Origin of the sequence: Pseudomonas sp. BP6 (assembly GCF_017875935.1) — a bacterium.
Taxonomy (GTDB): domain Bacteria; phylum Pseudomonadota; class Gammaproteobacteria; order Pseudomonadales; family Pseudomonadaceae; genus Aquipseudomonas; species Aquipseudomonas putida_Y.
This window is the reverse complement of sequence record NZ_JAGINI010000001.1, coordinates 3,277,343-3,293,855: the sequence shown is the minus strand read 5'-3', so window position 1 is coordinate 3,293,855 and position 16,513 is coordinate 3,277,343. Positions and strand designations below refer to the sequence as shown.

The window sequence follows — 16,513 nt, the reverse complement described above, 5'->3', positions numbered from 1 at the left end:
TCATTCACCCCTGATCGCCCAGAACTGCAGTTCAAGCCCTGGGAACTCACCTGCAACGTGGAAGCCGAAGCCGTTGGCCGTCTTCATGCAGGCCCAGGCGGGGTCACGGCGGTCCAGTTCGAAGTAGCTGAAGCCCGCATGGAAGGGCAGGTCGCGTGGTGCAACCGGCAGGGGCAGCAGCGGGATGCCCGGCAGTTGCAACGGCACCAGGTCATTCAAAGATTCGAGTGAGGTGACCTTGGCTTTCTGTATGAACATCTGGCGCAACGTCTGCGGCGGCAGGTCGGCGCGCACGGCGACGATGAAATCGGCTTCGTCGATCAGACGCCGGTCTTCCAGCGTGGTTGTCATCACGCCAAAGTCCAGGGTTTCCAGCGGCAGTGACACGGCGCGGGGTTGCAGGACCGTGCTCAGGGCTCGACGGAGCGTGTCTTCCAGGGGCTTGAACGAGGTACGCAGTGCGGTGTGGTGGTAGGCCGGGTATTCCTGCGGCAGCCGGTTCTCGTCGGTGAAAGTGACGAATTCGCCACACGCCTGGCTCATGGACAGGTACAACTGCTCTGGATGCGTTTGTCCTTGCCGGGCCAGGTGGTTGAAGCACGGCCACCAGCGGTTCATGGCCTGCAGCAGGTTGAAGTCGCGGATGTCGGCGATACCCGACTGGCCCGAAGCGCCAATGCGGGCGGCAAGATTGCGCGCACGCTCGCGCAGTGTGTTGGTGATTTCTTCAAGAAACCGCTGAAGGGCCGGCACTGCCCGCACCGAAACGCTGGTGGGGTAGAACGTTTCATCCAACTGCAGGCTACCGTCGGGGCGCCGTTCCAGGATACGAGCCACGGCCAGGCGGGTGTAGGCACTGCTGTCATCGGCTTTACGTTTGAGCTGCAGGTTGGGCACGGCCAGGTCGACCTGCACCAGGTCACCGTCGGCGCTGTGGGTATCCTTGATCTCCTCTGCCTGAGCGTTGTAGCGGAAGTTGGCGGCATTGTCGGGCCAGCTCACTTCACGGCCGCCCTCGGTCCGCAGCGGCAAGCACAGGAATATCTCGCTGTCTTTCGAACCGTCGTCCTCGATTTCCAGGGGTGGCGGCGGAGGCAGATCGGCGGGAATATCGAACACCGTGCCATCGGGCATGATGCCGCGCGCCTTGGTGATGGCGACCTTGCCCAGGCTCAGGTATTCGGTGCTCAGCTGCAGTTCGCTGAAGCCGTAGAAGGCCGCGTTCAGGCTGCCAAGGCGCTGATGCAAGGCCGCTTCACTGGCCCGCGCAGCTTGTTGGAAATGTTGTGGTTTGACGAACAGGCCTTCGGGCCACAGCACGGGGTTACGTGAACTCATGAGCGCTCCGTGTCAGCGTGAGTAAGGGGGATAGGGTGCAGAGGCGCTGTCATTCCTCCTCCTTGAGCAGAATCTGCGCGTCATTGACCAGCACTGAGAGAATGATCTGGTGGCCGCGTGGCGGAATCCGCAACACGTGCTGCCAGGTCGCGTTCTCCTGGTTTCTGTAGTCGCCGATCACCGCGACGAAGCGGGTCTCGGGCTCGATGGGCTGAAACGGTATGAACTTGAACTGGCCTGGGTTCAGCAGGTAATCGTCATCGCGGATGTAGGTACTGCGCAGTGCCTTGGCGGGGTCATCGTCCAGCAGTTGGTACACGCTGTTGCGCAGCAGCGAGTCATCGCGCAGTTGCAGGATCTTGATGGCAATCGGTGTGGCGACAGGCCCGCTGGCTTCGGCCTTGCTGCCCGGCAGCGTGAGCACCACTGTGGGGTCGTCATAGCTGCCGGGCGAGCTTTCTTCCATCGGGGAGCGAGCCCATTCGCTTTGGTCCTCTTCGCCGGTTTCCATGGGGGACATGGCGGGGAATTGCGCTTGCAGGTATTCGAACAGGGCCCCGACTTTGTCGGACAGTGCGTGCGGATCGCCGGCGCTCAAGGTGACTGCGTAGGGGCTGGGTTCCAGGATGCTCTCGGGGATGGCCGCCACGTCGACACTGTTCGGGTTGCCGTTGAGCGTTGGGCTGACGTTGATGCTGAACGCGACTTGGGTTGGGTCGTCCTTGGGCGGCCCGATCGGTAACGAGTGGTCCAGCACCACCTTGGTGGCTCTGCTCAAGGACGTGCAACCTGACAGCCCGACCAGCACGATCAGCAAAGGCGCCATCAAGAAGGCCAGGCGGCTCATGGGCGTTCTCCCGCCGCCAGATGTTGCAGCGGGTCCGCGGTTGATGGCGCCGCGTCAGCCAGCGCATCGAGCGCCGCCATGGGGTCTTTGATCACCCAATCGGCCCCGTCACTGCCGATGGTGCCGCCCGTGCGATCGAACCGATGACGCAGGGTGACGGTGTGCTGCACCTGGTCGAGATTGATGATGCACAAGGTCAATGTACTCATGAGCGCCCCCGGAAGCGGACAACGGGACTGATCTGGCCAGCGTGGTCATCGACAAAGCTGGTCCAGCCCAGGTAGGCGCCTTGGCTGCGGTGCAGGCAGAACGGCGACAGTGCGTTTTGTTTCAGGCGCAGCTCCAGGTCATACGCCAGGCCATCGCGCAGCAGAAAATCAATCAAGGCGCGCAAGCGACCGAAGTTGATGCCGCTGGGCAGCAAGTCATGCAGCTGCGCCTGGTCGAGTTCGCTGATGACGATGGTGAACTTGCTGCTGCGGGTGCGGGTGCGGCTGCCGACCATGAACGTGCTGCCAAGCTCGCCGTTGCTGCGCCCGAGGCTTACAAGCTGTTTGCTGTTGGTGGTGACCGAGCGCGTCTCGAATTCGCGGATCTGCACGTGCGTCAGATCGAAGCAGTGGGCGATGATGCCGGCGACGGTACCCGGTGCGCGGCTGCGGCTGGCGATAACCCCGGCAAAGCTGAGCAGGCGGCTCCAGGGCAGTGTCGTGTCGCCGCGCAGCTGTTTGTCGTTCAGCCCGAGCAGGGCAAACATGTACTGGGAGAACCCGTCGCGCGCACCGGGTTGAAAACGGATGTAATAGCGGTACTTGCGCCAGATTCGGTGCAGCAGGCTGAGCAGGTAGTGGTTGAAGAAGTCGAAGAAGGCCGGCCGCACGCCGACACCCTGGGCATGTTCATAAGCCACTTGCTCCAGGTAATAGGTGGGCAAGGGCGAGTCGGTACCGTGCAGCCCCATGAACGTGGTGCACACGCGATAGCGCTCATACTCCCCAGGCATACGCTCGGCCTTGTACACATCAGCGACGGGAAAGGTCAGGCGCGGGTCGCAGGCCAGCCGTACGCGCAGCCGGGTGGCCTCATCCGCCCAACGCGGTTCCAGGTCGTCGCCGTGCAGGCCATGCAACCGCTCCAGCAACTGGAAGAAGTTGTACTGGTGCGCGTTGGCGAGCAGCTTGTCGGCTAGATCAGCGGTTGCTTGCCGGTCTGGATGGGCCATGTGTAGTGCTCGTTGTTGGTGGTGTTGATCACTTCCAGTTGATGGAAGGAATTGATGCTGGCGTACAGGGCGAAGAAGTGCGCGAGCACGCAGCCGAACAGGTAGAGGTCGCCTTCGCAGAGGAAGGCGGTCTGGTCCAGTTTCAGCCGGGTGTGCAGGCCGCGAATGGGTTGCCCCTTGATCAGCCAGTCCATGGGCTGTGTGTGGATCTCGCGAATACCGTCGAGGCGTTTGTGGGTAGTGCGCGCTTGCTGGATGTCGTGCAACGCCGCGAAGTCGTAGGTGCGAATAACCGCCTTGAGCGGCTCGACCGACAGCAGCGACAGGTAGTTGAGCGACATGTTGGAGATCAACGCCCACTGCAACTGGCCATCCAGCACGGGCCGGTAGGGGCGGGTGGGGGCGCAGATGTTGGTATAGGTCGCCAGGGGCGGCGTGACTTCGGTGAGGACGTTGATGTCATCCACGCCCAGCGCCAGCGGCAAGTCCCTGTTGGTGCAGGTCAGGTCGATGGATGCAGTTTCAAGCTCGCCTATATAGTTGTTGGCATCGGCGCGCACGAAGGCGATGCGGTGGGTCACGCCATCGCCGCGCAGGGACTCTTCGAGTTGGTAGCGGTAGTAGAGCGCCGTGCGGCCTTGGGCATGCTCGATTTCGTGGGCGAACGATTCGAAAGGGCGAAAAGTCCGCAGGTGCTCCCCGGTGCTTCCGTCAGTGGTCGTTCGGGTGCTGATGACTTCGTCGACACTGAAGATTTCGTAAGCGGACTGCGCCTCGCTTCTGGGCTTCAGCTCTACCTGGGCAGCCTCGCTGGCCAGGTCGATGGGCTCGGCACTGTGCTTGAACAGGTTGACCGCCGGGGTGCAGAACAGGCTGAAATCTTCTGAGCCAACGCGCAGGGGTTCTGGCAGTTGGCGCGTGAAATGCAACTCGATGCCCACCTGCTGGCAGGCTTGTGCCGGCCATAGCTTTTCCAGGCCGGTAATGCTGAAGAAGTGGAAGCGCTTCGGGAACACGAAGTATTCCTGCAGAATCCGGTAGCCATCGAACACGTTTTGCGGGTAGGGCAGCAAGGCCTCCTCAGGGCTGAAACCCGGGAACGCGATGCTGTTGGCCGGTAGCCGGCGCACCTCGCCGTTCATGATCACGCTGACGTGTTTGAGGTATTGAGAGATCCATAGATAAAGCGTCAGAGCGGTGCGGTTGTCGCCGCTCAGGTGGAAGTCCAGACGCGTGCAGCCCAACGTATTCAGTGGCCGTTCGACCAAGGTTTGCAGGCCGATGCGAACCACAGAACTGTCGAGTGTCTGGGTTGCGCTGACGGCGCTGATTTCAAATGGATGAAGGCTCACTCCCGTGCAGGTACGAAACTCGCAGGGCACGCCGTCGACGGGTTTCGAGAACAACCTTGCACCTTTGGGAATGTGCTGTGATTGGCTGAGCGATTGTTTGCGTGGCGAGAATCGGATAATCGTGGCGCTGGGCAACGGGCGCAGGTAGTTGGGCCACAGTATCTGCAGCATGGGGTGGGTGAGTTCTGGCAGGTCATCTTCCAGCTTCAGCCGAAGTTTGGCCGTTAGAAACGCAAAGGCTTCCATCAACCGCTCGACATCGGGGTCGCTGCCCGCCTTGCCTAGCAGCCGGGCAAGCTGGGGGTTGTCCTTGGCGAAGTCGTTTCCCAACTCGTGCAGGTAACGCAGTTCTTCGCTGAATCTGTCCTTCAGTGACATGGGTCACCTCACTCGGGTGTAGCGGTTGTGTCCGTTTACCAGCAGCTCCAGCTGCAACTGCTCTGCCTGGTTGTTGACCTGCACCTGGCAGTCGAGCCTGAAATGCAGTTGCAACGGGGCGTGACAATCGGGTACCGCTTTGAGCGCGCGCACGTGGATGCGCGGTTCAAAGCGCTGGAGGGTACGGCGGATATCGGCGCTCACTTGCTGCAGCAGGTCGCCGCTGCTGACGTCATGCCCATTGAAGTCGCGCAGGCCCAGCTCGGGGCTGCTCTGGGAGCAGCCTTGGCGAGCGTTCAGCAACGTTTCGAGGTGGCGCTTGATGGCCGCGAACTTGTGCGAAGCGTTTTCCTGGCGAGACGGCTCCCGGATGGCGGACGGGTCCGCCATCAAGCGATCGAAGAAACCACTCATTGCGTGTCGAGCCGGCCTACCAGGGAAATTTCGAAGTTCGCGCCCATGTACTTGAAGTGCGGGCGCACAGCGAGCGAGACCTGGTACCAGCCCGGATCACCCGCCACGTCCGAGACCTCGACCCTGGCAGCACGCAGCGGCCGACGGCTGCGCACATCGGCCGAAGGGTTTTCCTGGTCGGCGACGTATTGCTTGATCCATTTGTTGAGTTCGGACTCAAGGTCGCGTCGCTCTTTCCAGCTGCCGATCTGCTCGCGCTGCAACACCTTGATGTAGTGGGCCAGGCGATTGACGATGAACAGGTAGGGCAGTTGGGTGCCGAGCTTGTAGTTGGTCTGTGCCTGCAGGCCTTCGGGTGTCTTGGGGAAGTTTTTCGGCTTCTGCACCGAGTTGGCTGAGAAGAACGCGGCGTTGTCGCTGTCCTTGCGCATGGTCAGGGCGATAAAGCCCTCTTCGGCCAGCTCGAATTCCTTGCGATCGGAAATCAGTACCTCGGTAGGGATCTTGGCCTGCAGCTGGCCCAGCGATTGGTAAAGATGCACCGGCAGGTCTTCGACGGCACCACCCGATTGTGGGCCGATGATGTTGGGGCACCAGCGGTATCGGGCAAAGCTGTCGTTGATGCAGCTGGCCAACAGGAAGGCTGAGCTGCCCCACAGGTAATTGTCGTGCTGGCCGTTGATGTTCTCATCGTAATTGAAGCTGCTGATCGGCTGGTCCTGGTGATGGTAGGCGGAGCGCAGCATGAAGCGCGGCCCGGTCAGCGCGATGTGGCGGGCATCTTCGCTCTCGCGGAACGCGCGCCACTTGGCATGCCTTGGGCCGGCGAAGATGTCTTTGATTTCCTTCAGATTGGGTAGCGCTTCGAAGCTGCTCAGGTTGAAGAACTCTGGGGAGGGTGCCGCAATGAAGGGCGCATGCGACATGGCACCGACCGACGCCATGTAGCTCAACAGCTTGATATCAGGCGAAGAGGGGCCGAAGTTGTAGTTGCCAACCATTGCCGCGACCGGCTCGCCACCGAACTGGCCGTAACCGGCGGTATAGACGTGTTTGTAAATACCACTGCAGGTAATGTCGGCGGCGTTCTCGAAATCATCGAGCAAGTCTTCCTTGCTGACGTGCAAGACTTCGAGCTTGATATTCTCGCGAAAGTCCGTGCGGTCGACCAGAAGTTTGAGGCTGCGCCACGAGGATTCAAGTTGCTGGAACGCGGGTTCATGCAGAATGGCATCCATCTGCTTGCTGAGGACCCGATCCAGCTCGGCAATCATCTGGTCGACGCGGTGTTTGTTGATCAATTGATCTGGGTCATTGTTTTTTAGAATTTCGGCAATGAAGGCGGATACACCCTGCCTGGCCACTTGGTAACCCTCTTGTGTGGGAACCAACTTGGTCTCTGCCATGATCTGGTCGAGCAAGGTGGCATTGCTCAGTGTTTCGGCCTGTGTTTCAACAGTGACAGTTGTGCTTGGCTTTGGCATGGGGACGCTCCGTTGTCTCAGTCTGCTTTTGGCGCTTCAAGCACCAGGTCGAGTTCTTGCGCGAGTTGCTTGCGGGCATGCGCGTCGTTCAGAAGCTGCTGCAGCTGTTTGCGGAAGGTGGGCACGTTGCCCAGCGGGCCTTTCAGGGCAACCAGCGCTTCACGCAGCTGCAGCAGCTTGTTCAGCTCGGGCACCTGGCGTGCGATGCGATCTGGGCCGAAGTCCTGGATGGACTTGAATTGCAGGTTGACTGCCAGCTCTGCATCCGGAGTAGCGCCAAGCGCGGAGGGCACCGACATGGCCAGGCTCACATCGGCGTCATTCAACACGCTGTTGAAGGTGTGTTTATCGATGCGCATGACCTGACGGTCTTCGAGGGAGCGGCTGTCATCGAGGCCGAAGTCGCCCAGCACCATCATCTTGTGCGGCAGCTCTACCTCGGCCTGCTCGTCACCGGTGGCGGGCACATATTTGATGTTGATGCGTTCTTTGGGTGCAACGGAGCCTGAGGATTTAGTCATGGTTATATATATTTTCCAGTGTGGGTTTTATATGTAGGACGTTTCCTACAAGTAAGGCTTGCGTGTTAAACATGGGATAAACATGATGCCTGGAATTTGGGTTCTGAGTTGCTTAAAAACCATGCGCTTGATAATTGCCGAGCGTCGAGTTCAAATATGTAACAAAATAATTTCTTGAATAACTGTGAGTTTGTGTACTAGCCTTTTTTTGCTGTTGGGGTGGCCGGGTTAATGCTGGTGTATGTGTGTTATTGAGCGGGAGAGTTAAGGTGAGATGATTATTCGTTATGCAGGTGGCGTCGGACTTTCATTACTGTTTTTGTTCATGCCTGCCTTAACCCGCGCATCACAGGACTGCTCACGGATCGTGTCCAATATCGAGCGCCTGGCGTGTTTCGATCAGGCGGCGGGTACGCCGGGATTCACGCCGCACCGACAGTGGTCAGCGCAGGAGCTGGAGGCGCCCACGGTGCGTCGCGTATTGATCCATGAGACGGGGCGGGCGCCCGAGGACTTGAGGTTTCGCCTCCGCTCTGAAGAAGGCGGGCTCATGATCTCTGCACCTGCGATTGCTTCAGTTGCACCGCACCCCTACCTGATCATCAGCTGCGTGCAGAACATCTCGAGGTTGCAACTGGTCACCGCCCAACCCGTCGATGCCAGCCGAGTGCAGGTACGGTTGCTAGGGGAGCGGGGCGCTACTGTACCCACCCCGTGGCAAGTGATGGAAAACGGCCAAGTGCTCGACGCCGGCAGAGGCTTGCCGGGTATCGAGCAGATCAGGCAATTGATCGGGGCCCATCGCATTCACGTAGAGAGCGACAACCCTGCCGTTGATGGACTCGTTTTTGACGCTCAGGGGCTGGACCCGCTTATCGACGAGGCTCGCAAGACATGTCGCTGGTAGCTGAGGTCGAGGCGCAAGAAGTCACACGGTTGCTCGCACCCATCGATACCCAGGTGCCGGCGGGACTGTTCGATGTGGAAGACGAAACCTACCAGGCCATTGACCAGGAGATGGTCAAGCTGGGTGGGCTGCAGGAAGCGTCTATCGACTGGGACTACATCGAGGAGGCATCTGCTCAGTACCTGGAGCGACAGTGCAAGCATCTGCGGATCGTCGCGCACTTGAGCGTTGCGTGGCTGCGCAGTGGCTGTTGGGAGCGCTGGGGGTTTACCTTGGCGTTGCTGGGCGGAATGATCGACAACTATTGGGAAACCGCTCATCCAACGCCTGGCCCGAAAGGCTTCCTGACCAAGCGCAAGATCGTTGGCCTGGTGTTCAATCGCTTGATCGATGCGCTGCCGCGCCTTGATCGTTTCACGTACACCGCGGCTCACGCCGCAGCGGCGAAGCGTGCATTGGCCCGTTTGATGTATCAGCAGGAAACTGCCCAGCTTGACCCGGCTGTTCTGGGGGAGCTGGAGCGCCTGTTGCGCAAACACACGGCGCTTGCCAACGGTATTGGCGAGTGCGATGCGCCCAAGGCCCCGGTGGAGAGCCCGCAACCTGCACCGCTGGCTGATGTCATCGCCACGCCAAAACCACGCATGTCGATCGGTAACGAGCGCGAGACGCGCCGAGCCATGTTGAGCATGGCCGAGCTGATCAACCAGCAGGACCCGTACGACCCGACCGGCTATCAACTGCGTCGCTTCGGCCTGTGGGCCCACATTCAGGCCGCACCGCAAACCCGGCAGGGCAGCCGTACAGAGTTGATGGCAGTACCACGGGATATTGCCAGTGACTACGAGGATGCCATCGCCGGCACCGTAATCGACGCGGCGTTGCTCCACCGAGTTGAAAAAAGTGTGACGGCTTCTCCCTTCTGGATTCGCGGCAGCTTTCTTGCCGCAACCGCCGCGTCGCGGCTGGCGATGGGCGAAGTGGCTGAGGCCATCCGTGCGGCGACCGCTCGTTTCGTGCTGCGCATGCCAGCGCTGCAGCAGCTGTGCTTCAGCGACGGTCAGGTGTTTGTCGACGACCAATGCCTGGCCTGGCTCAAAGGGGCAGACGGGCAGTCCGAGCAAGCGGCAGCCTCCCAAGAGTTCGCCAGCCTTCGCGAAGAACTGGTCAGCCAGCTGGAAAGCGGCGGCGTAGAACCGGTGTTGCTAAGGCTGCAGGGGATGCAGGCAGATTTTCGAGCTCCTCGCGAGCGCTGTCATACCACCGTCATCGCAGCTGATCTGTTGGCCGCACGAGGCGTGTCCTGGTTAGCCCAGGACCTGTGCGCCGGGGTCGCGCGAACGATGCAGCAAACCACCGCCAGCGACTGGGAGCCCGAGGTATTCCGGCGGCTTCAACAATACGCGTCCTCCCACGTGCTGGCCGATCGGAACAAGGAGCAGGAGCCTCGATGAATCAACTCTGGAAGTACCTCAAACGTTGGGGCTGGCCGCTGATGACCCGTATCGGTCTGGCAATGCCGCTGCTACTTGGGCTTGGCGCTGTGCTGATGCTGGTTGCCATCTGGTGGCTCGGCCCGCAATGGACGTGGCGCGATCAGCAGCCGTTGGCCAGTGTGGTGCATCGTAGTGTGGCCAGCCTGGTGCTCTTGTTGATGGCGCTGTTGTGCTGGCTGGTCGTGTTGAGAACGCGCTTTCGCCGCTTGCAAGCAGAACGTCAGCAGGCAATGGACGCCGAGGCGGACCCGGCGCTACCGTTCGTTCACGCACAAGAGAAGGGGTTGAGCCAAGCACTCGCACGCTACCTGGACAATGCCGGTGGGCGTCGCGCGCTGTACCGATTGCCGTGGTACCTCGTGCTGGGCGCCAGGCAGGCCGGCAAGAGCAGCTTTGTTGACTGCACCGACCAAAGTTTCTCGTTGACCCGCATCGACAAGGCCCAGGCACGAGGCCGGCCTGCGAAAGCGCTCGCCTACCCCGTGGGATGGTGGATCAGCAATGATGCGGTGATCATCGACCCGCCCGGTGCCTTTATCAGCCAGAACGGTCCCGTAGATTCGCTGAGCAGTGGCTCCACTGACGCTGAGTCCTCGGTACCGCCTGGAACCCAAGCCAACTTGTGGCAGCATCTGCTGGATTGGCTGCAGCGCAATCGAAGCCAGAGAGCCCTCAACGGCCTGGTGCTGGTTGTCGACCTGCCCGCGCTGCTGCACGGTACTGTCGAGCAACGCACGGCACTTGCCCACCTGCTGCGCACACGTCTTTACGAGGTGAGCAGCCAGTTGGGCTCGCGCTTGCCGCTTTATGTCGTGTTGAGCAAATTCGATCTGCTGGACGGCTTCGACCAATTCTACAGCAAGCTTTCGGCCGCCAAGCGCAACAGCCTGTTTGGATTCACGTTCAAGCTGGATGCGGTCGACACCTTCGACGCTTGGCTAGGCGAGTATGGCGAACATTACGATCGGTTGCTGGAGCAGCTGTTCGAGCAGGTGATCGATCAGCTGGACGTGCAGGGTAGCCCTGCGTTGCGTTCACGTCTCTACTCACTGCATAGGCAGTTGCTCGGGTTGCGCCCAATCCTGTTGGGCTTTCTGCGCGAGACCTTGGCAAGTGACCGTTTCACCACCCCTGCGCTGGTGCGCGGTGTGTATTGGTCGTCAGTCGTCCAGCACGGTGACGTGCGCAACGCCTTTGTCCGTGAGGCGGCGCAGCCTTACAAGACCAGCCTCCCCTTGGTTGAGGGCAAGGCGCAGGGCAAGGCGTTGGCCTACTTCATTCAACAGGCCTTTGGATGGGTCATCTACAAAGAGGCCGGCCTTGCCGGCGATAACGTGAAGGTGGCTCGGCGCAAGCGCCAATTGCTGTGGGTGGGTTCTTCTGTAGGCGTTCTGGCCTTCTGCGTCGCCATCGCCAGCTGGCATCGTTACTTCGACATCAATGGCGTCAAGGCCGCCAGCGTGCTGGCCAAGAGTCGGGAGTACAGCCATCACGAAGTGGATCAGCGTCTGGACCCGACCGGGCGCAACTTGCTGGAGCCGCTGGACCAGATCCGCGATGCGGTAGCAGTGTTTGGCGACTACCGCGCTGCGTGGCCGGGTGTTGCTGATCTGGGGCTGTACCAGGGCCGTACCATCGGGCCGACCGTGGATGAGGCGTACCTCAGCTTGTTGTCCAGGCGCTTCTTGCCTGCGTTGGCCAGCGGCGTGATCGAGGCCATGGATGCGGCGCCCCCCGGAAGCGAGCAGCAAATGGCCGCGCTCCGGGTTTACCGTATGCTTGAGGATCGCCGGAACCGCCGAGCGGAATGGGTCGAGGACTGGATGGCGCAACAATGGCAACAGGCCTTCCCCGGCCAGGGGCAGCTGCAACGAGACCTCATGCGGCACCTGAAGTATGCGCTGGCCTACGCGGATACCGACCTGCCGCAGTATCGCCAGCGTGTCAGCCACGTGCAGCAGACATTGCGTAAGGTGCCGTTGCCACAACGCGTGTATGCGGGCCTGAAGCAGCAGGCCCAGGAGCAGTTGCATACCGGTCTGGACCTGCGTCATCAGGTGGGGCCTGCGTTCGATGTCGTTTACCAGCTGTCTTCCGGCTCGAGCCAGGGCGACAATGGTGTTTTGCTGGCGCCAATGCTCACCGCCAAAGGCTTCAAGGAGTACTTTGAACCGCGTAGTCAGCGCTTTACGGAAATGGCCATGATCGACCAGTGGGCACTGGGGGAACGTGCTCAACTGGACTACTCCGATGCCGACCAGGCTGCGCTGAACGAGCGCCTGCGCAACCTGTACAGCGCCGACTACATCGACAGTTGGCGCCGCGCCTTGAACGCATTCTCCGTGGCGGATTTTCGAGACCTGGATCATGGCGTCACGATCCTTGAACAGTTGACCGGGCCAGCGGCGCCGTTGCACCGGTTGCTGGAGACGGTTCGCGACAACAGTTCGCTGTTATCACCGGTTAATGTTGGCGTGGCGGATGAGGCCCCTTCGCCTGTTTCGGTCAACAGCAAGCCTGAGCAACAACAGGCGCTGGTCATTCAGCGGGCGTTTGCAGGCTTGAGCGCCATGTTGCACGCTGCAGGCGAAAAACCGAGCTACTACGATGAAACCCACGCAGCCATAGCCGCCGTCCACGACTATGCCAAGGCGGTACAGGGTAGCCCAGACCGAGGCAAGGCTGCGCTGCACGCGGTGCATCAGCGCTTTTCAATGACCGGGCACGACCCCATCGGTACCTTGCAACGCGTCGCCACTGGCTTGCCGGAGCCAATCAATCATCACGTTAGAAAGGTGGCAGATCAAACGGCGCAAGTGCTGAACGTTGAAGCGCTGCGCGAGCTGGAGCGACGGTGGGATGCTGAAGTCTACAGCTTCTTCCAGCAGCGCCTGGCAGAACGCTACCCTTTCGTAGTCAGGGCACCCGACGCTTCGCTGGAAGACTTTGAAGCGTTCTTCGGGCCGAATGGGCGACTGCAGCAGTTCCAGGATCAATACCTGAAGCTTTTCCTCAAGGACAATCTGGAAGCCTTGCAGGATGGTTTGCAGGGGCGATCCCTGATCCGTACCGATGTGATCGAGCAGTTGGAACGGGCCGATCGCATCCGCGAAACGTTCTTTGATCAGCGCGGTAACCTCAGCGTGCAGTTCAGTATCGAGCCGTTGGGGCTTAGTGCAAATCAACGCACCAGCCTGCTGGATCTGGATGGCCAGCTGATTTCCTACACCCACGGCCCAAGCCAGATCACCGGTATTGTCTGGCCCAATACCTTGGGGCAACACGTGCGCAGCAACCTGACCCTGCTCAGGCAGAATGGCAATAGCAGCAGCCTGGAGTATCGGGGGCCTTGGTCGATGTTTCGCCTGCTGAGCCGCGGTGCGCTCAATGGGCGTACGGCAACCAGCGTGGACCTGAGCTTCAAAACAGGTGATGGTGTGATGCGCTACCGGCTGAACGCGGAAAAGGCCTTCAACCCAATTACTCAACAACCGTTCAAAGGTTTTCGGTTGCCCCGAGGGTTGTTGCAACAGCCAGTCAGGGTGGCGTTGGCCGAACAGGCGGATGTGCCTGTCATGTAAGCAGGAGGCGGTGCAAAACGAAGAGCGAGCCCTGGCACTGCATTGCTGTACCCAGGCTATCGAGCAACTGAAGTCAGGCATGGGCAGGGTGCATGCTCAGGGGCAGGGACGTACAGGCATGCTGAAGCGCTGATCAAGCCCAGAACCCAACCAGTACCAACGCCGCCACACCCAGCCCGACCGCAACCGAGCAGCCGCCCAGCGACAGCGCCGCCCGGCCTTGCCGATACCAGCCGTCATGGCCCAATTGCCGTGCCGGCGCCAGCAGGCTGCGCCACCGCAGTTCCGTATCGTGAAACGCCTGCAAGTTCGCCGTATCGGCATCCAGCCAGCGGCGGAAGTCGATACGCTCGCACGCCGTCACCTCCGGGCTCTGCAAACGCACATACCATTGCCCGGCCACGCTCGTCAGCACATCCCGGCGCGAGCGGCCAGCCTTCAGCGCCTGGCCCATGTTGCGCTCGATACTCGCCAGTGGCAGGTCAAGGCGCACAGCAATGCTGGCGAAGTCCAGCTGATCGAGGCGGTTAAGCAGGAATACTTGCTGTACGCGCCGTGGTAGCCGCTTCAGTGCATGCAGCAGGGCATCGTCGGCATCATGCTCGGCAGCAGGAGTGGGGTGCTCAAGGGGCAACAGCAGACGGGTCATGGACAGCTCCTTGCTCTATAAAGGGGAGGAGGGGGCATCTTCCGTGATGCGTGATCAGCGTAGATTAAACGAGATTGATTCTCAAGTGCTGATTCCGCAAAGTTTTGTAACGAGCGTTCACGCCCTGAAACACCTTTGCTATCATGCGCGCCATCACGATCTTCATTAGCCTGAAGAGCCAAAAAAAAGACCCGGCAAAAAGCCGGGTCAAAAACCGTGATTAGCCTGATGAGGAGATAATCTGAGAGCGACCTAAGCTTTCAGGTTATCCAGCAGATCTCGCGATCAGCTGAGTGCAATAATAATCGTTATCATTTGGCAGTCAAATGAATTTTCGCTAATTCGGTAAAAAATTTTTACCGATGCGCTCCCTTGTCCCGGCAATCGGGGCATTTGCCGTTACCTGGCTATCACGTTCTCTCCCTTCTTTGTTGTCTGTAAACCCGGTCACTCGGTGCGTTTGTGTTCCAGCAGTGCGCGAGCCATGTCCATCATGTGCATCAACGCGAAGGTCAGTTCGCGCTGGCTGCCGTGCTGGTGTGTAGCGGTTTCCTGGGCGGTGGCCGCAGCGCAGCGCAGCAGGGCGATGGCGTGTTCCTGGGCCTGGTCGCCGGTTACGCCCTCGTGCAGGGTCCAGATTTTGTTGTCCAGGGTAGGCCGTGGCGGGTTGGGGTTGAGGTAGTAGTCGAGCGCGCGGCGTGCGGCTTCGCTGTCGAGATCTGTTTCGTCGTTTTTCGATGGTTTCATGGCAATACCTGCTGATTTCCCTTCAAGCACACTGGAATCACAGAATAGGTCAAGCTGTACTATGTAGTGCCAAATAAATAATTCAGATTGTGTATTGCAGCGGTTAATACAGTCCGTATTGTTGCCGCTCATGGAAAACTGGAACGCATTTCTCAAGCGCTACAAGCGCGAACATAACCTCAGTCAGCTCCAACTGGCCGAGCGCCTGGGCATGACGCAGGGGGGCGTGGGGCATTGGCTGCGTGGCACGCGTCGGCCGACGCTGGAAACCATCAATGAAAAGCTGGAGAAGCTTGGGCTGGTGTTTCTGGAAGCCCAGGTCATGGTGGTCGAGCGCGACATCGTGCGTGAAGCGCAAGGGCTCTATACGGCCGAGCAGCCGGTTTCAGCCGAGGCGCTGCTCTATGCCAGCTTCCGCTTCCCGGTGCTGAGTTGGGCTGACCTGCAGGGGCCATTGCCTGAAACGAGCACGTCCCATGAGCAGACGGACTATATGCCCGCCGGGAATGCGTTCTGGCTGGTGGTGGAAAACGACTCGATGAACGCGGCCAGTGGCAAGAGCGTACCCGAGGGCATGCGCGTGCTGGTGGATACCGGGTTGGAGGCACAGCCCGGCAGGTTGGTCATTGCACGGCAGCCGGGGCGCCCGGCGGTATTGCGGCAGTTGGTCGAAGAGGGTGGAGACAAGATGCTCAGGCCACTGAATACGCGCTATCCGACGGTTTTGTGTGAAGAAGGCTGCGCGTTTCTGGGAGTGGTGGTGCGGGTACATGGGGCCTTCTAGGCTGCCGGGTTGCTGCGAAGCTGTGTCACGCCACAAGGCCGCTATACGTGAGGGGCATGCCAGCCATGAACATGGATAAGTGGATTGCCCTCGTTCGCGACCGGATGGAGGAATTAGGGCTTACCCAAGAGCAGCTTGCCGAGCGCGTAGGCGTGTCGCAAGGCAGTGTAGGACATTGGGTGAACAAGCGGCGCCAACCGAAGCTCGAGTCGATGAACCGCACTTTGGTTGAGATTGGCATGCCCCACTACTGCGTCCGCTTGCAATTGCGTATTCACGGGCAGGCTGATGGCGAACGTTGTGTTTCTGGGGTGGATGACGATGATGACGAACCCGACCTCATGCGATACATCGTTTGCTTCCGTTACCCGGTGCTGGGTTGGAGTGAGTTAGAGGCTGCAACGGCTGTAGAGCCTGCTGTTTTCGAGCAGACTGACTACCTGGCACAGGGCAAGGCGTTCTGGTTAACCGTGGAAAACGACGCCATGAGCGCTGTCAGTGGCCGCAGTGTGCCGCAGGGCATGCGGATGCTGGTGGACCCAGGTGTAGAGGCTGAGGCGGGGCGTTTGGTTATCGCTCGTCAGCCGGGCAAACCGGCGATTTTCCGCGAGCTGGCCGAGGAAGGTGGGCAGCGTTATCTGAAGGCATTGAACAGTAACTACCCGGCGCTGTTGTGCGAAGAGGGTTGCGAATTTCTTGGGGTGGTCGTGCGGGTGCATGGGGCCTTTTGAAAGGGTTTGAGTAGCGGCGGCAACGGTGAACGGCGGGGGAAGTTGGCCAGCAGGGCCGGCCC

At 60.2% G+C, this 16,513-nt stretch carries 15 protein-coding genes; 5 read left to right on the top strand and 10 right to left on the bottom strand.

Annotated features, from left to right (window positions below; translation table 11 throughout):
- The 8 genes from tssK to tssB are packed head-to-tail and all read right to left on the bottom strand — an operon-like array spanning nt 1 to nt 7,556.
- Nucleotides 1-1,338 carry a type VI secretion system baseplate subunit TssK gene (gene tssK / locus J3A98_RS15050; RefSeq protein ID WP_190869567.1) on the bottom strand — a complete coding sequence of 446 codons (1,338 nt, stop codon included), beginning with the start codon at nt 1,336-1,338 and terminating at the stop codon, nt 1-3.
- Between the two features lie 49 nt (nt 1,339-1,387).
- Nucleotides 1,388-2,185 (bottom strand): type VI secretion system lipoprotein TssJ, encoded by a 798-nt coding sequence (gene tssJ / locus J3A98_RS15045; RefSeq protein WP_209967121.1) that lies wholly within the window; start codon nt 2,183-2,185, stop codon nt 1,388-1,390.
- Nucleotides 2,182-2,394, bottom strand: a complete 213-nt coding sequence (locus tag J3A98_RS15040; protein ID WP_209967119.1) for a hypothetical protein — start codon at nt 2,392-2,394, stop codon at nt 2,182-2,184. Before J3A98_RS15040 ends, tssJ begins: the two co-directional genes overlap by 4 nt.
- On the bottom strand, nt 2,391-3,407 hold the full coding sequence (tssG, locus tag J3A98_RS15035; RefSeq protein WP_209967117.1) for a type VI secretion system baseplate subunit TssG: 1,017 nt from the start codon (nt 3,405-3,407) through the stop codon (nt 2,391-2,393). Before tssG ends, J3A98_RS15040 begins: the two co-directional genes overlap by 4 nt.
- On the bottom strand, nt 3,371-5,137 hold the full coding sequence (gene tssF / locus J3A98_RS15030) for a type VI secretion system baseplate subunit TssF (protein WP_209967115.1): 1,767 nt from the start codon (nt 5,135-5,137) through the stop codon (nt 3,371-3,373). The genes tssG and tssF overlap by 37 nt, the downstream gene beginning before the upstream one ends.
- A gap of 3 nt (nt 5,138-5,140) precedes the next feature.
- Complete coding sequence (gene tssE / locus J3A98_RS15025) at nt 5,141-5,551, bottom strand: type VI secretion system baseplate subunit TssE (RefSeq protein ID WP_209967112.1); 411 nt, start codon at nt 5,549-5,551, stop codon at nt 5,141-5,143.
- A complete protein-coding gene (gene tssC, locus J3A98_RS15020) occupies nt 5,548-7,035 on the bottom strand; it encodes a type VI secretion system contractile sheath large subunit (protein ID WP_209967110.1) in 1,488 nt (495 codons plus the stop codon). The genes tssE and tssC overlap by 4 nt, the downstream gene beginning before the upstream one ends.
- 17 nt (nt 7,036-7,052) lie before the next feature.
- On the bottom strand, nt 7,053-7,556 hold the full coding sequence (tssB, locus tag J3A98_RS15015) for a type VI secretion system contractile sheath small subunit (RefSeq protein WP_209967107.1): 504 nt from the start codon (nt 7,554-7,556) through the stop codon (nt 7,053-7,055).
- A gap of 274 nt (nt 7,557-7,830) precedes the next feature.
- Here tssB and vasI point away from each other — a divergent pair, with 274 nt between their 5' ends.
- Genes vasI through tssM form a run of 3 tightly spaced genes read left to right on the top strand, consistent with a single transcriptional unit; the run spans nt 7,831 to nt 13,540 of the window.
- Nucleotides 7,831-8,463, top strand: a complete 633-nt coding sequence (gene vasI / locus J3A98_RS15010) for a type VI secretion system-associated protein VasI (protein WP_209967104.1) — start codon at nt 7,831-7,833, stop codon at nt 8,461-8,463.
- Nucleotides 8,451-9,917 (top strand): type VI secretion system protein TssA, encoded by a 1,467-nt coding sequence (gene tssA / locus J3A98_RS15005; RefSeq protein WP_209967102.1) that lies wholly within the window; start codon nt 8,451-8,453, stop codon nt 9,915-9,917. Before vasI ends, tssA begins: the two co-directional genes overlap by 13 nt.
- On the top strand, nt 9,914-13,540 hold the full coding sequence (gene tssM, locus J3A98_RS15000) for a type VI secretion system membrane subunit TssM (protein ID WP_209967100.1): 3,627 nt from the start codon (nt 9,914-9,916) through the stop codon (nt 13,538-13,540). The genes tssA and tssM overlap by 4 nt, the downstream gene beginning before the upstream one ends.
- A 133-nt stretch (nt 13,541-13,673) precedes the next feature.
- Here the strand turns inward: tssM and J3A98_RS14995 are convergent, their stop codons facing one another.
- Together J3A98_RS14995 and J3A98_RS14990 are read right to left on the bottom strand one after the other, a co-directional pair.
- Entirely contained in the window at nt 13,674-14,189 is a 516-nt protein-coding gene (locus J3A98_RS14995; RefSeq protein WP_209967098.1) for a DUF4880 domain-containing protein, read from the bottom strand.
- Between the two features lie 447 nt (nt 14,190-14,636).
- The gene (locus tag J3A98_RS14990) at nt 14,637-14,936 is read right to left on the bottom strand and encodes a hypothetical protein (RefSeq protein WP_209967096.1); all 300 of its coding nucleotides are present in this window, start codon (nt 14,934-14,936) and stop codon (nt 14,637-14,639) included.
- Nucleotides 14,937-15,066: 130 nt separating this feature from the next.
- Here J3A98_RS14990 and J3A98_RS14985 point away from each other — a divergent pair, with 130 nt between their 5' ends.
- Entirely contained in the window at nt 15,067-15,720 is a 654-nt protein-coding gene (locus J3A98_RS14985) for a S24 family peptidase (protein WP_003251326.1), read from the top strand.
- 65 nt (nt 15,721-15,785) lie between these two features.
- The gene (locus tag J3A98_RS14980) at nt 15,786-16,451 is read left to right on the top strand and encodes a LexA family transcriptional regulator (protein WP_014755936.1); all 666 of its coding nucleotides are present in this window, start codon (nt 15,786-15,788) and stop codon (nt 16,449-16,451) included.
- The last annotated feature ends 62 nt before the right edge of the window (nt 16,452-16,513 follow it).